Origin of the sequence: Pseudomonas sp. MH10 (assembly GCF_034353045.1) — a bacterium.
In the GTDB taxonomy this organism is placed as follows: domain Bacteria; phylum Pseudomonadota; class Gammaproteobacteria; order Pseudomonadales; family Pseudomonadaceae; genus Aquipseudomonas.
The window spans coordinates 1,922,567-1,940,000 of the sequence record NZ_CP133783.1; the positions used below are offsets into that span (position 1 = coordinate 1,922,567).

Below are 17,434 nucleotides of genomic sequence, written 5' to 3' on the forward strand. Positions count from 1 at the left end.
TGACATCGGGCCAACGAAGAACTTTGAACCATGGCCACTATCCACGTAGACGGCAAAGCGCTCGAGGTCGATGGCGCAGACAACCTGTTACAGGCATGTCTGTCGCTGGGCCTCGATATTCCCTATTTCTGCTGGCACCCCGCCCTTGGCAGCGTTGGCGCTTGTCGCCAATGCGCAGTTAAGCAGTTCACCGACGAGAACGACACCCGTGGTCGTATCGTCATGTCCTGCATGACCCCCGCCACCGACGGCAGCTGGATTTCCATCGACGACCAGGAAGCGAAAATGTTTCGCGCCAGCGTCGTCGAATGGCTAATGACCAACCATCCGCACGACTGCCCAGTCTGCGAAGAAGGCGGTCACTGTCACCTGCAAGACATGACAGTAATGACGGGACACAACGAACGTCGCTATCGCTTCACCAAGCGCACGCACCAGAACCAGGAACTCGGCCCGTTCATCGCTCACGAGATGAACCGCTGCATCGCCTGCTACCGTTGCGTCCGCTTCTATAAAGACTACGCCGGCGGCACTGACCTCGGCGTTTTCGGTGCCCACGACAACGTGTACTTCGGTCGCGTTGAAGACGGCGCGCTGGAAAGCGAGTTCTCCGGCAACCTCACCGAGGTTTGCCCGACCGGTGTCTTCACCGACAAGACTCACTCCGAGCGTTACAACCGTAAATGGGACATGCAGTTCTCGCCGAGCATTTGCCACGGCTGTTCGAGCGGTTGCAACATTAGCCCCGGTGAACGTTATGGCGAAATTCGTCGTATCGAAAACCGCTACAACGGTTCGGTAAACCAGTATTTCCTGTGTGACCGTGGCCGCTTCGGTTATGGCTACGTTAACCGCGAAGACCGTCCGCGCCAGCCGCTGTTGGCTCACGGCATGGTCAAGCTGGGTCTGGACGCCGCCCTTGATAAAGCCGCTGATTTATTGCGCGGTCGCAACATCGTCGGCATCGGTTCACCGCGTGCCAGCCTCGAGAGCAACTACGCGCTTCTCGAACTGGTAGGTGCCGAGCATTTCTACTCAGGTATCGAAGCGGGTGAACTGGCGCGTATTCAACTGATCGCCAAGGTCTTGAAAGACAGTCCGCTGCCGATCCCGACCCTGCGCGACATCGAAGATCACGATGCGATTTTCGTCCTTGGCGAAGACTTGACCCAAACCGCAGCGCGTATGGCTTTGGGCCTGCGCCAAGCGGTCAAAGGCAAAGCCGAAGATATGGCCGCGGCGATGAAAGTCCAGCCGTGGCTCGACGCTGCTGTTAAAAACATTGGTCAACACGCGCTGAACCCATTGTTCATCGCCAGCCTTGCCGAGACCCGTCTCGATGATGTTGCCGAAGAATGCGTTCACGCAGCACCGGACGACCTGGCCCGTATCGGTTTCGCCGTCGCCCACGCCATTGACGCCAGCGCGCCAGCGGTAGAAGGCCTGGACAGCGAAGCCCTTGAACTGGCTCAGCGTATCGCCACCGCCCTGCTCGCCGCCAAGCGCCCATTGATCATCTCCGGTAGCTCCTTAGGTTCAACCGCGCTGATCGAAGCTGCGGCAAACATTGCCAAAGCGTTGAAGCTGCAAGACAAGCAAGGCTCGATCAGCCTGATCGTGCCTGAAGCCAACAGCCTCGGCCTGGCGATGCTCGGCGGCGGGTCCCTCGACGACGCGCTGCACGCCGTGATTTCCGGCAAAGCCGACGCCATGGTGGTGTTGGAGAACGACCTGTTTACCCGTGTTGACGCCGCGACTGTCAATGCCGCGTTCAAGGCCACCAAGGTGCTGATCGTTGCTGACCACCAAAAAACCCCGACCAGCGATCGCGCTGATCTGGTGTTGCCGGCGGCCAGTTTTGCGGAAGGCGATGGCACGTTGGTTAGCCAGGAAGGCCGCGCCCAGCGCTTCTTCCAGGTCTATGACCCAACGTACCTCGACGCTGGCATTCTGATCCATGAAGGCTGGCGTTGGTTGCACGCCTTGCGCTCGACACTGCTGAACAAGCCGATTGACTGGACTCAGCTTGATCACGTCACCGCTGCGGTTGCTAGCAGCACTGCGCAGCTGGCCGGCATCGTTAACGCAGCGCCGTCCGCGTCGTTCCGCATCAAAGGTCTGAAGCTGGCGCGCGAACCGCTGCGTTACAGCGGCCGTACCGCCATGCGCGCCAACATCAGCGTGCATGAACCGCGTACGTCGCAGGACAAAGACACCGCATTCTCGTTCTCGATGGAAGGTTATTCGGGCTCGGTCGAACCTCGTCAACAGGTGCCGTTCGCCTGGTCGCCGGGTTGGAATTCGCCGCAAGCCTGGAACAAGTTTCAGGACGAAGTCGGTGGTCACTTGCGTGCCGGTGACCCAGGTGCACGTTTGATCGAAACCCAAGGCGACAATTTGTCCTGGTTCGCCAGCGTACCGGGCGCGTTTTCGCCGGCTCGCGGAACGTGGCAAGTGGTGCCGTTCTATCACCTGTTTGGCAGCGACGAAACGTCGTCCAAAGCCGCTCCGGTTCAAGAGCGTATTCCAGCCGCCTATGTCGCGCTTGCCAAGTCGGAAGCCGATCGCCTGGGTGTCAACGAAGGCGCACTGCTTAGCCTGAACATTGATGGCCAAACCCTGCGCTTGCCGCTGCGAATCAGCGAAGAGTTGGGCGCCGGTCTGGTGGCTCTGCCTTCGGGTCTGGCTGGGATTCCGCCAGCGCTGTTTGGCAAAACCGTTGATGGTCTGCAGGAGGCAGCACTATGACTTGGTTTACCCCTGTCGTGATCGACTCGATCATCGCGGTCGTCAAAGCCATTGTGATTCTATTGGCCGTGGTGGTCAGTGGCGCCCTGTTAAGCTGGGTCGAGCGTCGTCTGCTTGCCCTCTGGCAAGACCGTTACGGTCCGAACCGGGTCGGCCCATTTGGTGCGTTTCAGATCGCTGCCGACATGATCAAGATGTTCTTCAAGGAAGACTGGACACCGCCGTTCGCCGACAAGGTGATTTTCACCTTGGCTCCGGTGGTGGCCATGAGCGCCTTGTTGATCGCCTTCGCGATTATCCCGGTCACCGAAAGCTGGGTCATCGCTGACCTGAACATCGGCATCCTGTTCTTCTTCGCCATGGCTGGTTTGTCGGTCTACGCGGTGTTGTTCGCCGGTTGGTCGAGTAACAATAAGTTTGCCTTGCTCGGCAGTCTGCGGGCCTCGGCCCAGACCGTGTCCTATGAAGTGTTCATGGGCCTGTCATTGATGGGCATCGTGGTCCAGGTCGGCTCATTCAACATGGGCGATATCGTCCAGTACCAAGCCCAACACCTGTGGTTCATCATTCCGCAGTTCTTCGGCTTCTGTACGTTCTTTATTGCTGGCGTCGCGGTGACTCACCGTCACCCATTCGACCAGCCGGAAGCGGAGCAGGAACTGGCCGACGGTTACCACATCGAATATGCAGGCATGAAGTGGGGCATGTTCTTTGTCGGTGAGTACATCGGCATTGTGCTGATCTCGGCATTGCTGGTGACCCTGTTCTTCGGCGGCTGGCATGGTCCGTTCAACATTCTGCCTTCGCTGTCGTTTATCTGGTTCGCCTTGAAGACCGGGTTCTTCATCATGCTGTTCATTCTGTTGCGTGCGTCTATTCCGCGCCCACGGTATGACCAAGTGATGGATTTCAGCTGGAAATTCTGCCTGCCGCTGACCCTGATCAATTTGTTGGTGACCGCTGCGATCGTGTTGTTAAGCACGCCCGCTGGCGCGGTTCAGTGAGGATATAACCATGCTCAAGTATCTAATTGGCATCGTGCATGGCACCTACACCCAGCTTCGCAGCTTGGTGATGGTGTTCTCGCATGCATTCCGCAAGCGCGACACGTTGCAGTACCCGGAAGAAGCGGTTTACCTGCCGCCCCGCTACCGTGGCCGTATTGTCCTGACCCGTGACCCTGACGGCGAAGAACGTTGCGTAGCGTGCAACCTGTGCGCCGTGGCCTGCCCGGTCGGTTGCATCTCGTTGCAGAAAGCCGAAACCGACGACGGTCGCTGGTACCCGGAGTTTTTCCGCATCAACTTCTCGCGCTGCATTTTCTGTGGCCTCTGCGAGGAAGCCTGCCCGACCACCGCGATCCAGCTGACACCGGATTTCGAAATGGCCGAGTTCAAACGTCAGGATCTGGTTTACGAGAAGGAAGATCTGTTGATCTCCGGCCCTGGTAAAAACCCTGATTACAACTTCTATCGCGTTGCCGGTATGGCCATCGCCGGTAAGCCTAAAGGCTCCGCGCAGAATGAAGCCCAGCCGATCAACGTGAAGAGCTTGCTGCCTTAAGGAAGAAAGATGGAATTTGCTTTCTATTTCGCGTCCGGCGTCGCTGTTGTGTCCACCCTTCGGGTGATCACCAACACCAACCCGGTGCACGCCCTGCTCTACCTGATCATTTCGCTGATTGCTGTGGCGATGACGTTTTTCAGCCTCGGCGCGCCGTTTGCCGGGGTACTGGAGGTCATCGCTTACGCTGGCGCCATCATGGTTCTGTTCGTGTTTGTGGTGATGATGCTGAACCTGGGTCCTGCCTCGGTGCAGCAAGAACGTGTCTGGCTCAAGCCTGGCATCTGGACGGGGCCGGTTATTCTCGGCGTCCTGTTGCTGGGTGAATTGTTGTATGTGCTGTTCAACAATTCCACCGGCGCTGCCATCGGCCACACCACTGTAGACGCCAAGGCCGTGGGCATCAGCCTGTTCGGTCCTTATCTGTTGGTGGTTGAACTGGCCTCCATGCTGCTGCTTGCAGCGGCGGTGACGGCATTCCATCTCGGCCGCAGTGAGAGCGAAGGAGCTAAGCCATGAATGCAATACCTCTAGAGCATGGTCTGGCGGTTGCCGGCATCCTGTTCTGCCTTGGCCTGGTCGGCCTGATGGTGCGGCGCAACATCCTCTTCGTGCTGATGAGCCTGGAGATCATGATGAACGCGTCAGCTCTGGCCTTCGTCGTCGCCGGCAGCCGTTGGGCACAGCCGGATGGACAGATCATGTTCATTCTGGTGATCAGCCTTGCGGCCGCCGAGGCCAGTATTGGCCTGGCGATCCTGATGCAGTTGTATCGCCGCTTCCACACTCTCGATATCGACGCTGCCAGCGAGATGCGCGGATGAACCTTCTCTTTCTGACATTCGTATTCCCCCTGATTGGTTTCCTGCTGCTGTCGTTTTCTCGCGGGAAAATCTCTGAAAACCTGGCCGCGCTGATTGGCGTTGGCTCCATTGGTTTATCAGCCATTGTTGCTGCCTGGGTCATCTTCCAGTTCAACGTTTCCCCGCCCGAAGGTGGCCATGTCACTTACGTGCTGTGGCGTTGGATGTCGGTGGATGGCCTAGAACCTAACTTCGCCCTGTACCTGGACGGCCTGTCGATCACCATGTTGGGTGTGGTGGTGGGCGTTGGCTTTCTGATTCACCTGTTCGCGTCCTGGTACATGCGCGGTGAGGCCGGTTACTCGCGCTTCTTCGCCTATACCAACCTGTTTATTGCCAGCATGCTGTTTCTGATCCTCGGCGATAACCTGATGTTCCTGTACTTGGGTTGGGAAGGCGTAGGCCTGTGCAGCTACTTGTTGATCGGTTTCTATTACAGCAACCGCAACAACGGTAACGCCGCACTCAAAGCCTTTATCGTGACCCGGATCGGCGATGTGTTCATGGCCATCGGCCTGTTCATTCTGTTCCAGCAACTGGGAACGTTGAACATTCAAGAGCTGCTGGTCCGCGCACCGCAGCACTTCGCCACCGGTGACTTCTGGATCGTGTTCGCGACCTTGATGCTGCTCGGCGGCGCTGTCGGTAAATCCGCACAACTGCCGCTGCAAACGTGGCTGGCGGATGCAATGGCGGGTCCGACGCCAGTTTCCGCGTTGATCCACGCCGCTACCATGGTGACCGCCGGTGTCTACCTGATCGCCCGGACCCACGGTCTGTTCGAGCTGGCACCGAACGTTCTGCACTTGGTCGGTATCGTTGGTGGTGTCACGCTGGTGTTGGCGAGTTTTGCGGCGCTGGTCCAGACCGACATCAAACGCATCCTCGCGTACTCGACCATGAGCCAGATCGGCTACATGTTCTTGGCCTTGGGCGTTGGCGCTTGGGAGGGTGCGATTTTCCACCTGATGACCCATGCGTTCTTCAAGGCGCTGTTGTTCCTTGCGTCTGGCTCGGTAATCGTTGCCTGCCACCACGAGCAGAACATCTTCAAGATGGGCGGTTTGTGGAAAAAGCTGCCGCTGGCTTACACCAGCTTCATCGTTGGTGGCGCCGCGTTGTCTGCTCTGCCTCTGATCACTGCGGGCTTCTACTCCAAGGATGAAATTCTTTGGGAAGCGTTCGCCAGCGGTAATCACGCGCTGCTGTATGCAGGTCTGTTCGGTGCGTTCATGACGTCGCTGTACACCTTCCGCCTGATCTTCATCGCCTTCCACGGCGAAGCCAAGACTGAAGCCCACGCGGGTAAAGGCATTGCACATTGGTTGCCGCTGTCGGTGCTGATTGTTCTGTCGACCTTCATCGGTGCATTGATCACTCCACCGCTGGCCAGTGTGCTGCCGCAAAGTGTTGGGCATGCCGGTGGCGCCGCCAAAGACAGCCTGGAAATCGCCTCTGGCGCCATCGCCCTGGCCGGTATTCTGCTGGCGGCGATGCTGTTCCTTGGCAAGCGCCGCATTGCGACGGCCATTGCCGATAGCGACGTGGGTCGTTTCCTCTCGGCCTGGTGGTTCGCGGCATGGGGCTTCGATTGGTTGTACGACAAACTCTTCGTCAAGCCGTATCTGATGATCAGCCACGTGCTACGCAAAGACCCGCTCGACCACATGATTGGCTTGATCCCGCGTCTGGTCAAAGGCGGCAACACCGCCATGAGCCGCACCGAGACCGGCCAACTGCGTTGGTACGCTGCTTCAATGGCTGCAGGCGCTGTATTGGTGCTCGGCGCCATCGTGCTGGTTGCGGTCTGATATGAACCTTGCGAATTTGCGAAAGGAAATGAGCCCGTCATGATTCTGCCTTGGCTAATCCTGATCCCCTTTATCGGTGGCCTGCTGTGTTGGCAAGGTGAGCGCTTCGGCGCCACCCTGCCACGCTGGATCGCGCTGCTGACCATGTCTCTGGAACTTGCTCTCGGCCTTTGGCTGTGGGGCACCGGTGACTTCCATTTTGCCCCGGCGCCCGGCGTCGACCCTACTTGGGCAGTTGAATTCAAGCAGCAGTGGATCGCCCGCTTCGGCATCAGCGTTCACTTGGCCCTCGATGGCTTATCGCTGCTAATGGTGCTGCTGACCGGCATGCTCGGTATCTTGTCGGTGTTGTGTTCGTGGAAGGAGATCCAACGTAACGTCGGTTTCTTCCACCTCAACCTGATGTGGATTCTGGGCGGCGTGATCGGCGTGTTCCTCGCCATCGACCTGTTCATGTTCTTCTTCTTCTGGGAAATGATGCTGGTGCCGATGTATTTCCTCATCGCGCTCTGGGGTCACAGCTCATCGGACGGCAAGAAAACCCGAATCTATGCAGCGACCAAGTTCTTCATCTTCACTCAGGCCAGCGGCTTGATCATGTTGGTGGCGATCCTCGGCCTGGTGATGGTCCACTTCAACAGCACCGGGGTGATCACCTTTGATTACACCCAACTGCTGAAGACCAAACTGGCGCCGGGTACTGAATACATTCTGATGCTGGGCTTCTTCGTCGCGTTTGCGGTGAAACTGCCGGTGGTGCCATTCCACTCCTGGCTACCCGATGCTCACGCCCAGGCACCGACGGCAGGTTCTGTTGACCTCGCCGGTATCCTGTTGAAGACAGCGGCCTATGGTTTGCTGCGCTTCGCCCTGCCGCTGTTCCCGAATGCCTCGGCGGAGTTCGCGCCGATTGCCATGACGCTGGGCCTGATCGGTATCTTCTACGGCGCGTTCCTGGCGTTTGCGCAGACCGACATCAAGCGCTTGATCGCGTTCTCCAGCGTGTCGCACATGGGTTTCGTGTTGATCGGGATTTACTCCGGCAGCCAGCTGGCCCTGCAAGGTGCCGTGATCCAGATGCTCGCTCACGGTATCTCGGCAGCGGCCCTGTTTATTCTCAGCGGCCAGTTGTACGAACGTCTGCACACCCGTGACATGCGTGAAATGGGGGGTATCTGGTCGCGGATCGCTTACTTGCCGGCAATCAGCCTGTTCTTCGCCGCCGCGTCACTGGGCCTGCCTGCCACGGGTAACTTTGTTGGTGAGTTCCTGATTCTGATCGGTACCTTCGTCAACTCCCCGTGGATCACCGGGATTGCTACAGCGGGTCTGGTGTTCGGTTCGGTTTACTCGTTGATCATGATCCACCGCGCTTATTTCGGCCCTTCCAAGTCGGAAGAAGTCTTGCACGGTATGGACGCACGTGAGCTGCTCATGGTGCTCGGTCTGGCGGCATTGCTGGTTTACATCGGCGTGTACCCACAACCGTTCCTCGATACCTCTGCCGCCACGATGCATGGCGTGCAGCAATGGCTCGGCACTGCCTTCACTCAACTTGCTTCGGCCCGGTAAGAGCGATATGGACCTGACGATTCAACACTTTATTGCGCTTGCGCCGCTGCTGATTACCAGCCTCACCGTTGTTGTGGTGATGCTGGGAATCGCATGGCGTCGCAATCACTCGCAAACTTTCCTGCTCACCGTGGGCTGTCTTAACCTGGCGCTGCTGTCAATCTACCCAGCAATGAAAGTAGCGCCGCTGGTGGTCACCCCGCTGTTGCAGATCGATAACTTTGCTTGCCTGTACATGGCGCTGATCCTGGCGGCGACGCTGGCTTGCGTCACCTTGGCTCACGCCTATCTGGGCGAGAAGACGACAGGCTATCCGGGTAACCGCGAAGAACTTTACTTGCTGATCCTGATGGCTGCGGCCGGTGGGCTGGTATTGGTCAGCGCGCAACACTTGGCAAGCTTGTTTATCGGCCTGGAACTGCTGTCGGTGCCGGTTTATGGCTTGGTGGCATACGCCTACTTCAACAAGCGCTCTCTTGAAGGCGGCATCAAGTACATGGTGCTGTCGGCTGCCGGCTCTGCGTTTCTGCTGTTCGGCATGGCGTTGCTGTATGCCGAATCAGGCTCGTTGAGCTTCAGCGGCATCGGCCATGCGTTAGCGGCTACAGGCTACCCCAGCCCCATCGCACAGCTGGGCTTGGCGATGATGCTGGTCGGTCTGGCGTTCAAGCTGTCGTTGGTACCGTTTCACTTGTGGACCCCGGACGTGTACGAGGGCGCCCCTGCCCCGGTAGCGGCGTTCCTGGCAACCGCGAGTAAAGTTGCGGTATTCGCGGTACTGGTCCGTCTGTTCCAGATTTCACCGGCGGCCAGCAGCGGTGTGGTGTACACCGTCATGGCAGTGATCGCCGTTGCGTCGATCCTGATCGGTAACTTGCTGGCCTTAACCCAGACTAACCTCAAGCGGCTGCTGGGTTACTCGTCAATCGCTCACTTCGGTTACCTGATGATTGCGTTGGTAGCCAGCAAGGGCATTGCCGTCGAAGCCATCGGTGTTTACTTGGTGACCTATGTCATTACGACCCTTGGGGCTTTCGGAGTCGTGACGTTGATGTCTTCGCCGTACAGTGGTCGCGATGCCGACGCCTTGTTCGAGTTCCGCGGCCTGTTCTGGCGTCGTCCGTACCTGACAGCCGTGATGACCGTGATGATGCTGTCATTGGCGGGTATCCCGTTGACCGTTGGCTTCATCGGCAAGTTCTACATCATCGCGACCGGTGTGGAATCGCACTTGTGGTGGCTGACTGGTACGCTGGTGATTGGTAGCGCCATCGGCCTGTTCTATTACCTGCGAGTGATGGTCACGCTGTTTCTAGTGGAACCTACCCTGCACCGCCACGATGCCCCGTTTAACTGGGCACAACGTACCGGCGGCGTGATGCTGCTGGTGATCGCGGTGTTGGCGTTCATCCTCGGCGTGTACCCACAACCGTTGCTGGACATGGTGCATCACGCTGGCCTGCAACTGGTCAGCTGATTTTTGATTCACCCGCACTTAAAAAGCCCTGCATTTGCAGGGCTTTTTATTGGCCACTAGAAAGTCACCCTGGCAGGTGCACGGTTTGTTTCGCTTCGGTGAACAGGGCCCACGTAGACATGAACAAGGCGGCGACCATCGGGCCGATGACAAATCCGTTGAGTCCAAAGACCGCCATGCCACCTAAGGTCGAAATCAAGATCAGGTAGTCCGGCATCCGCGTGTCCTTACCCACCAGAATCGGGCGTAATACGGTGTCCACCAAGCCGATGACGAAGATGCCAAACAGTGTGAGCACCACCCCTTGCCAAATCATGCCGCTGAGCAAGAAGTAAGCCGCCACCGGAGCCCAAACGATGCCCGCTCCCACTGCCGGGAGTAATGAAAGAAAAGCCATCATCACTGCCCACAACAAGGCACTGGGAATATCGAGCACCCAGAAGATGAGCCCACCTAACACCCCTTGGACCACCGCCATGACGACGTTACCTTTCACCGTCGCCCGCACCACGCGATTGAATTTCAGCTGCAGACGACGCTTTTGTGGCTCCGCCAGCGGGATTGCCATGCGAATTCTGCGCACAAGGTCGTGCCCGTCGCGCAGGAAGAAAAACAGCAAGTACAACATGATGAAAAAGCTGATCACGAAATCGAACGTGCCCTGACCGAAGGTGAAGGCCTGGGTCGCGAGGTATTGACTCCCTTCCATGGACGCTTTGACGATTTTTTCCCGCAAACCATTCAAGTCACCCATTCCAACTCGGTCAAGCAGGTGCCTGAGGTACGGCGGCAATGCGTCTTTGAAATGCGCCAGGTACTTGGCGATGTCCAGTTGCCCGCTTTCGATGTTGTTGTAGACCATTGCCCCTTCTTGAACCAACAACATGCCGATAATGATGACCGGCAAGATGGCGATCAGCAGGCACACGGTCAAGGTACAGAGCGAAGTCAGGTTGCGCTTCCAGCCAAATTTCATCAGCAACCGCCGTTGCAGGGGCGCGAAGATGACGCCGAGGATCACAGCCCAAAACACGGCGCCATAAAATGGCATCAGAATCCAGATGAACGCGATGGTGACCAACACCATCAGCACCAGGAAGGTTTTGTATTGCAGCGTGGTTTCGTTCATGTCCGATCCATGTCAGTAAGACTCCGCGTTAACGCGACTTACTGATTAGTCAGCCAATCTTCGAGCGAGTGCCGTTGTTGTTCGGTCCTTGGACGGGAGAAGAGACGAGAGGAAATACCAGTAAAAAGATGGGGTAGAGCCATTGCAGCCCTACCCCGAGCAGATCAGATACGGAATTGGCCAACGAGTTTGCCCAGTCGCTGTCCCAGGTCCGCCAGGTTGCGGGAGGTTTGTGCGCTTTGTTGGGTTTGGTCGGCCACGCTGTCTACCGCTTCGGCGATCTGGTGCACGCTGCGGTTGATTTCTTCAGCCACGGAGGTTTGCTGATCTGCGGCACTGGCGATCTGTGCGTTCATCGAGTTGATGGTGCCAATCAGCGCCGCAATGGTGTCCAGTGAAGTACCCGCTTCGTTAGCCTGCGCCGAGGTGCCGTCGCCTGCTTCACTGGAGCGACGCATGGCCTCAACAGCGCCCTTCGTTCCGGTTTGAAGACGGTCAATCATGGTCTGAATTTCTTGCGTGCTCTGCTGGGTTCGACTGGCCAGTGCCCGAACTTCGTCAGCAACGACCGCGAATCCGCGACCCGCCTCACCTGCTCGCGCGGCCTCGATGGCTGCGTTGAGTGCCAGTAAGTTGGTTTGATCAGCGATGGAGCGAATCACTCCTAAAACACTTACGATCGAAGAAACATCATTCTGCAAGCTGTCCAACGACGCGCCGCTGCTGCGAATATCGTTAACCAGCGCGTGAATTTGCTTAATGCTGCCGTCCACCACACGCTTGGCCGCCTGGCCTTCCGCGTCGGTTTTCTGCGCCGCAATCGCGGCGCCCTGAGCGCTTTTTGCGACCTCATGGGCGGCGGCAGACATCTCATTGATCGCGGTAGCCACCTGATCAGTTTCTTGGCGCTGACGGTCCATGGCCTTTTCTGAACGGTGAGCCTGGTCCGACACCTCAGTGACCAGTCCAGACAACTGACTGGTCATCTCAGCGATCTGGCGCACCAGACCATGAATCTTGTCGACGAAACGGTTGAAAGAACCTGCCAACTCGCCCAATTCGTCGTCACCTGAAACGCTCAGCCGACGGGTCAAGTCACCGTCGCCCGAGGCAATGTCGTCCAGGTTGGCTTTCATCAGGCGTAGCGGACGCACAATCGTGCCAGTCAACAGCACCCCAGCGACGGAAATGATCACCAATACCAACAGCGCAATACCAACGATGCTTATCAACATGTTGTGCATGCGCTCGTCGACATTCTTCTCCACAGCCGCTACCTGGGCTTCAATGCCCGCAATGCTGACGGAGGAACCAACCGCCATATCCCATTTCGGCAGGTACTCGGTGTAACCCAACTTCGGAATCAATTCCTGAGGCTTACCCGGCATCGCCGAAGAATACTGCAAGTAATGCGTCCCGGCTTTGCCCACTGCTACCAGATCGCGGTTGTAATAGACGCCGTTGGCGTCACGCACGTCTTTGAAGCTTTTACCGATGTCATCGGGACTGTTGCCTTTGAACAGGCGAACGGCCTCCGAATCGTAGCCAAAGAAGTAACCTTCTTTGCCGTAGGAAATAGCGGAGAGCATTTTCACGACTTGCGCGCGGGCCACCATATCGCCTTGAGCGGAGGCATCGTACAAGGGCTTGATCGCGCCCAGCGCTACCGCAACGAAGTTTTCCAGATTTGCTTTTGCGTCGTTAAGGAGTCGCTCACGGGTGTCGTCAACTTCTTTTTTTGCCTGATCCTGCAACATGATGACGGTGGTCGCACTAATCACTAACGCGAAAATGAGCACTGGCAACACTGCCAGTGACAGTACTTTGGCCTTCAAATTGAGACGCATAAGTTTCCACTCTTATCCAGGATCCAGCGTTTTAGTTGATACATTCGTCTGGTTAGCGGCCCCGGCGTTAAAAAGTTGAGCCTCAACGGTCGGGGCATCAGGAAACGCTGTTTATGGGTAAAAAACAACACAAATAGCCACTATCTTTCAGGAAGTTCTATGCGCACTTGCAACCCTCCCAAGGGGCTGGTCCCCAATTCCAGGTGTGCGCCCCAGGCGTCGACGATATCGCGGACGATCCCTAGCCCCAAACCATGCCCTGGGACCTGCTCATCCAGCCGAGCGCCGCGATTGAGCATGACGTCGCGACGGGTTTCGGGAGTGCCCGGGCCGTCATCGTCAATCACCACGCAGTAAGTCGGCCAGTGGTGGATGATAGTCAGGTGGACGTTGCCGTCCGCCCACTTGCAGGCGCTGTCTAATAGGTTGCCCAACAACCCAAGGAGGTCCTCTCTCCGGGCAAATGCAATCCAGGGGCTGCGTGGTGCTGATCTGAAGGTGGCTGCCATGGACCATGCGTAGTGTCGCTAATAAGCTGGGTAACCCCGTGTCGCAGTCAAACTGGGCGCCCGCAAGCGTGTCTCCTGAAAGGCGCGCCCTGTTCAACTCGCGGGAAAGACGTAGCTCATCTGTTCAACCTGCCCGCGCAATAGCCTGCGCAAGGTAGGTTGCCCATCAAGTTCTGCACCTTCGGTAACGCTTACCAAAACCGCTAACGGGGTTTTGAGTGCATGGCCGAGTTGCCCAGCGCGTTGCGCGAGCGTTTGAGACTGTCTTCGGTGTGGGCGAGTAATGGTTAACCTGAGCCACCAAAGACTCCAACCCTACCGGAACATGAGCCTCCAGTTGTGAACGCTGCTCTCTGTGCAATTGAGCGATCTGTTCACGGATGCGTTCAAGGGGCCGCAATGCCCTACGAACGGTGAGGCCTTGCAGTACGAGCATTAACAGCAATGCAGCCATTCCGACGCCCATGCCAATTTGCCGAAAGCAATCGAAGCTGGCTTTAACTGGCGTGTAGTCCAGCGCCAGGGTGACGGACAGCAAATGGTCGAACCGTCGAAAGTCCTCACGCAACACCAGCAGCGACTGGCCGCTGTTACCCAATTCAAACTGGGTATGCAGGCCCGGTGTTGGCTCCATTGTTTCGCCCATCGGGTAAACCATTGCTGCTAAACTGCCCTTCTGCTTTTTTCGCCCTGGCGAATGCCATTTTTAGAGCTCAATACACTGTGGAAATTTTTAAAGAATTTACGTTTGAATCCGCACACCGCCTTCCTCATGTCCCCGAAGGTCACAAATGCGGACGTCTGCATGGCCACTCATTTCGCGTCGCTATCTATTTGGCGGGCAAGGTTGATCCTCATACCGGCTGGATTCGCGATTTCTCTGAAATCAAAGCGATCTTCAAGCCGCTGTACGAGCGTCTTGATCACAACTACTTAAACGATATTCCCGGTCTTGAAAATCCTACCAGCGAAGTGTTGGCCAAATGGATTTGGGAACAGCTGAAGCCTCTGCTGCCGGAGCTCTCGGCCATTCGTATTCACGAGACGTGCACCAGTGGCTGCGAGTATCGGGGCGACTGAGGTCGGCAGTTATACAAAAACCACCTGTATGGTGGTTTTTTTATGCGTTGGATTCGTCGTGGTTTTTGCTGCGGACAAACAAAACCCCTGAACGCGTAAGCGATCAGGGGTTCTGGAATTTAATCTTGACGATGACCTACTCTCACATGGGGAAACCCCACACTACCATCGGCGATGCATCGTTTCACTGCTGAGTTCGGGATGGGATCAGGTGGTTCCAATGCTCTATGGTCGTCAAGAAATTCAGTAGCCAGTGCGTGCCCTCCTGCGAGTTCACGTGCCAGCGAATGGGGATGTGATAGATCTGTGGGTTTCGAATTTTCGGTTGTGTCGTCTTCACACACCTCAATTTGCTTCATCGCAAATTGCTTGGGTGTTATATGGTCAAGCCTCACGGGCAATTAGTATGGGTTAGCTCAATGCCTCACAGCACTTACACACCCCACCTATCAACGTCGTAGTCTTCGACGGCCCTTCAGGGGACTCAAGGTCCCAGTGAGATCTCATCTTGAGGCTAGTTTCCCGCTTAGATGCTTTCAGCGGTTATCTATTCCGAACATAGCTACCCGGCAATGCCACTGGCGTGACAACCGGAACACCAGAGGTTCGTCCACTCCGGTCCTCTCGTACTAGGAGCAGCCCCTCTCAAATCTCAAACGTCCACGGCAGATAGGGACCGAACTGTCTCACGACGTTCTAAACCCAGCTCGCGTACCACTTTAAATGGCGAACAGCCATACCCTTGGGACCGGCTTCAGCCCCAGGATGTGATGAGCCGACATCGAGGTGCCAAACACCGCCGTCGATATGAACTCTTGGGCGGTATCAGCCTGTTATCCCCGGAGTACCTTTTATCCGTTGAGCGATGGCCCTTCCATACAGAACCACCGGATCACTAAGACCTACTTTCGTACCTGCTCGACGTGTCTGTCTCGCAGTCAAGCGCGCTTTTGCCTTTATACTCTACGACCGATTTCCGACCGGTCTGAGCGCACCTTCGTACTCCTCCGTTACTCTTTAGGAGGAGACCGCCCCAGTCAAACTACCCACCATACACTGTCCTCGATCCGGATAACGGACCTGAGTTAGAACCTCAAAGTTGCCAGGGTGGTATTTCAAGGTTGGCTCCACGCAGACTGGCGTCCACGCTTCAAAGCCTCCCACCTATCCTACACAAGCAAATTCAAAGTCCAGTGCAAAGCTATAGTAAAGGTTCACGGGGTCTTTCCGTCTAGCCGCGGATACACTGCATCTTCACAGCGATTTCAATTTCACTGAGTCTCGGGTGGAGACAGCGCCGCCATCGTTACGCCATTCGTGCAGGTCGGAACTTACCCGACAAGGAATTTCGCTACCTTAGGACCGTTATAGTTACGGCCGCCGTTTACCGGGGCTTCGATCAAGAGCTTCGCGTTAGCTAACCCCATCAATTAACCTTCCGGCACCGGGCAGGCGTCACACCCTATACGTCCACTTTCGTGTTTGCAGAGTGCTGTGTTTTTAATAAACAGTCGCAGCGGCCTGGTATCTTCGACCGGCGTGGGCTTACGCAGTAAATGCTTCACCCTCACCGGCGCACCTTCTCCCGAAGTTACGGTGCCATTTTGCCTAGTTCCTTCACCCGAGTTCTCTCAAGCGCCTTGGTATTCTCTACCCAACCACCTGTGTCGGTTTGGGGTACGGTTCCTGGTTACCTGAAGCTTAGAAGCTTTTCTTGGAAGCATGGCATCAACCACTTCATGTGCCGAAGCACACTCGTCATCAGCTCTCGGCCTTAGAATCCCGGATTTACCTAAGATTCCAGCCTACCACCTTAAACTTGGACTACCAACGCCAAGCTGGCCTAGCCTTCTCCGTCCCTCCATCGCAATAACCAGAAGTACAGGAATATTAACCTGTTTTCCATCGACTACGCTTTTCAGCCTCGCCTTAGGGACCGACTAACCCTGCGTCGATTAACGTTGCGCAGGAAACCTTGGTCTTTCGGCGTGGGTGTTTTTCACACCCATTATCGTTACTCATGTCAGCATTCGCACTTCTGATACCTCCAGCAAGCTTCTCAACTCACCTTCACAGGCTTACAGAACGCTCCTCTACCGCATCACCTAAGTGATACCCGTAGCTTCGGTGCATGGTTTGAGCCCCGTTACATCTTCCGCGCAGGCCGACTCGACTAGTGAGCTATTACGCTTTCTTTAAAGGGTGGCTGCTTCTAAGCCAACCTCCTAGCTGTCTAAGCCTTCCCACATCGTTTCCCACTTAACCATGACTTTGGGACCTTAGCTGACGGTCTGGGTTGTTTCCCTTTTCACGACGGACGTTAGCACCCGCCGTGTGTCTCCCATGCTCGGCACTTGTAGGTATTCGGAGTTTGCATCGGGTTGGTAAATCGGGATGATCCCCTAGCCGAAACAGTGCTCTACCCCCTACAGTGATACATGAGGCGCTACCTAAATAGCTTTCGAGGAGAACCAGCTATCTCCGAGCTTGATTAGCCTTTCACTCCGATCCACAGGTCATCCGCTAACTTTTCAACGGTAGTCGGTTCGGTCCTCCAGTTAGTGTTACCCAACCTTCAACCTGCCCATGGATAGATCGCCCGGTTTCGGGTCTATTCCCAGCGACTAGACGCCCTATTAAGACTCGCTTTCGCTACGCCTCCCCTATTCGGTTAAGCTCGCCACTGAAAATAAGTCGCTGACCCATTATACAAAAGGTACGCAGTCACCCAACAACGTGGGCTCCCACTGCTTGTACGCATACGGTTTCAGGATCTATTTCACTCCCCTCTCCGGGGTTCTTTTCGCCTTTCCCTCACGGTACTAGTTCACTATC

General features: G+C 56.4%; 11 protein-coding genes, 2 rRNA genes and 2 pseudogenes (1 of these 15 only partly in view). 9 read left to right on the top strand and 6 right to left on the bottom strand.

Going from position 1 to position 17,434, the window contains the following annotated elements; all coding sequences use genetic code 11:
- The first annotated feature begins 30 nt into the window (after positions 1–30).
- The 8 genes from nuoG to nuoN are packed head-to-tail and all read left to right on the top strand — an operon-like array spanning position 31 to position 10,034.
- Positions 31–2,748, top strand: coding sequence for an NADH-quinone oxidoreductase subunit NuoG (gene nuoG / locus RHM59_RS08675; RefSeq protein WP_322165213.1), 2,718 nt, complete (start codon positions 31–33; stop codon positions 2,746–2,748).
- Positions 2,745–3,752 (top strand): NADH-quinone oxidoreductase subunit NuoH, encoded by a 1,008-nt coding sequence (gene nuoH, locus RHM59_RS08680; RefSeq protein WP_322165214.1) that lies wholly within the window; start codon positions 2,745–2,747, stop codon positions 3,750–3,752. The genes nuoG and nuoH overlap by 4 nt, the downstream gene beginning before the upstream one ends.
- A 10-nt stretch (positions 3,753–3,762) precedes the next feature.
- The gene (gene nuoI / locus RHM59_RS08685; protein WP_322165215.1) at positions 3,763–4,311 is read left to right on the top strand and encodes an NADH-quinone oxidoreductase subunit NuoI; all 549 of its coding nucleotides are present in this window, start codon (positions 3,763–3,765) and stop codon (positions 4,309–4,311) included.
- A 9-nt stretch (positions 4,312–4,320) separates the two neighbouring features.
- Entirely contained in the window at positions 4,321–4,830 is a 510-nt protein-coding gene (nuoJ, locus tag RHM59_RS08690) for an NADH-quinone oxidoreductase subunit J (protein ID WP_322165216.1), read from the top strand.
- On the top strand, positions 4,827–5,135 hold the full coding sequence (gene nuoK, locus RHM59_RS08695) for an NADH-quinone oxidoreductase subunit NuoK (RefSeq protein WP_219064405.1): 309 nt from the start codon (positions 4,827–4,829) through the stop codon (positions 5,133–5,135). Before nuoJ ends, nuoK begins: the two co-directional genes overlap by 4 nt.
- The gene (gene nuoL / locus RHM59_RS08700; RefSeq protein WP_322165217.1) at positions 5,132–6,985 is read left to right on the top strand and encodes an NADH-quinone oxidoreductase subunit L; all 1,854 of its coding nucleotides are present in this window, start codon (positions 5,132–5,134) and stop codon (positions 6,983–6,985) included. The genes nuoK and nuoL overlap by 4 nt, the downstream gene beginning before the upstream one ends.
- A 39-nt stretch (positions 6,986–7,024) precedes the next feature.
- Complete coding sequence (nuoM, locus tag RHM59_RS08705; protein ID WP_322165218.1) at positions 7,025–8,557, top strand: NADH-quinone oxidoreductase subunit M; 1,533 nt, start codon at positions 7,025–7,027, stop codon at positions 8,555–8,557.
- A gap of 7 nt (positions 8,558–8,564) precedes the next feature.
- Positions 8,565–10,034, top strand: a complete 1,470-nt coding sequence (gene nuoN / locus RHM59_RS08710) for an NADH-quinone oxidoreductase subunit NuoN (protein ID WP_322286416.1) — start codon at positions 8,565–8,567, stop codon at positions 10,032–10,034.
- Positions 10,035–10,098: 64 nt separating this feature from the next.
- On the opposite strand, the gene RHM59_RS08715 is transcribed toward nuoN, so the two are convergent.
- From RHM59_RS08715 to RHM59_RS08725, 4 genes and pseudogenes are all read right to left on the bottom strand, one after another.
- On the bottom strand, positions 10,099–11,163 hold the full coding sequence (locus tag RHM59_RS08715; protein ID WP_322165221.1) for an AI-2E family transporter: 1,065 nt from the start codon (positions 11,161–11,163) through the stop codon (positions 10,099–10,101).
- Positions 11,164–11,327: 164 nt separating this feature from the next.
- Entirely contained in the window at positions 11,328–12,149 is an 822-nt protein-coding gene (locus RHM59_RS25475) for a methyl-accepting chemotaxis protein (RefSeq protein WP_416195088.1), read from the bottom strand.
- A gap of 84 nt (positions 12,150–12,233) precedes the next feature.
- Positions 12,234–13,010, bottom strand: a pseudogene (locus tag RHM59_RS25480) (cache domain-containing protein); the annotation flags it as partial.
- Positions 13,011–13,150: 140 nt separating this feature from the next.
- Positions 13,151–14,159: pseudogene (locus RHM59_RS08725) on the bottom strand (ATP-binding protein); the annotation flags it as partial.
- A gap of 83 nt (positions 14,160–14,242) precedes the next feature.
- Here RHM59_RS08725 and queD point away from each other — a divergent pair.
- Positions 14,243–14,599, top strand: a complete 357-nt coding sequence (gene queD, locus RHM59_RS08730) for a 6-carboxytetrahydropterin synthase QueD (RefSeq protein ID WP_297834181.1) — start codon at positions 14,243–14,245, stop codon at positions 14,597–14,599.
- Between the two features lie 123 nt (positions 14,600–14,722).
- Here the strand turns inward: queD and rrf are convergent.
- Positions 14,723–14,838: ribosomal RNA gene (gene rrf, locus RHM59_RS08735) — 5S ribosomal RNA — on the bottom strand.
- A gap of 141 nt (positions 14,839–14,979) precedes the next feature.
- A 23S ribosomal RNA gene (locus tag RHM59_RS08740) occupies positions 14,980–17,434 on the bottom strand; it runs 436 nt beyond the window's last position.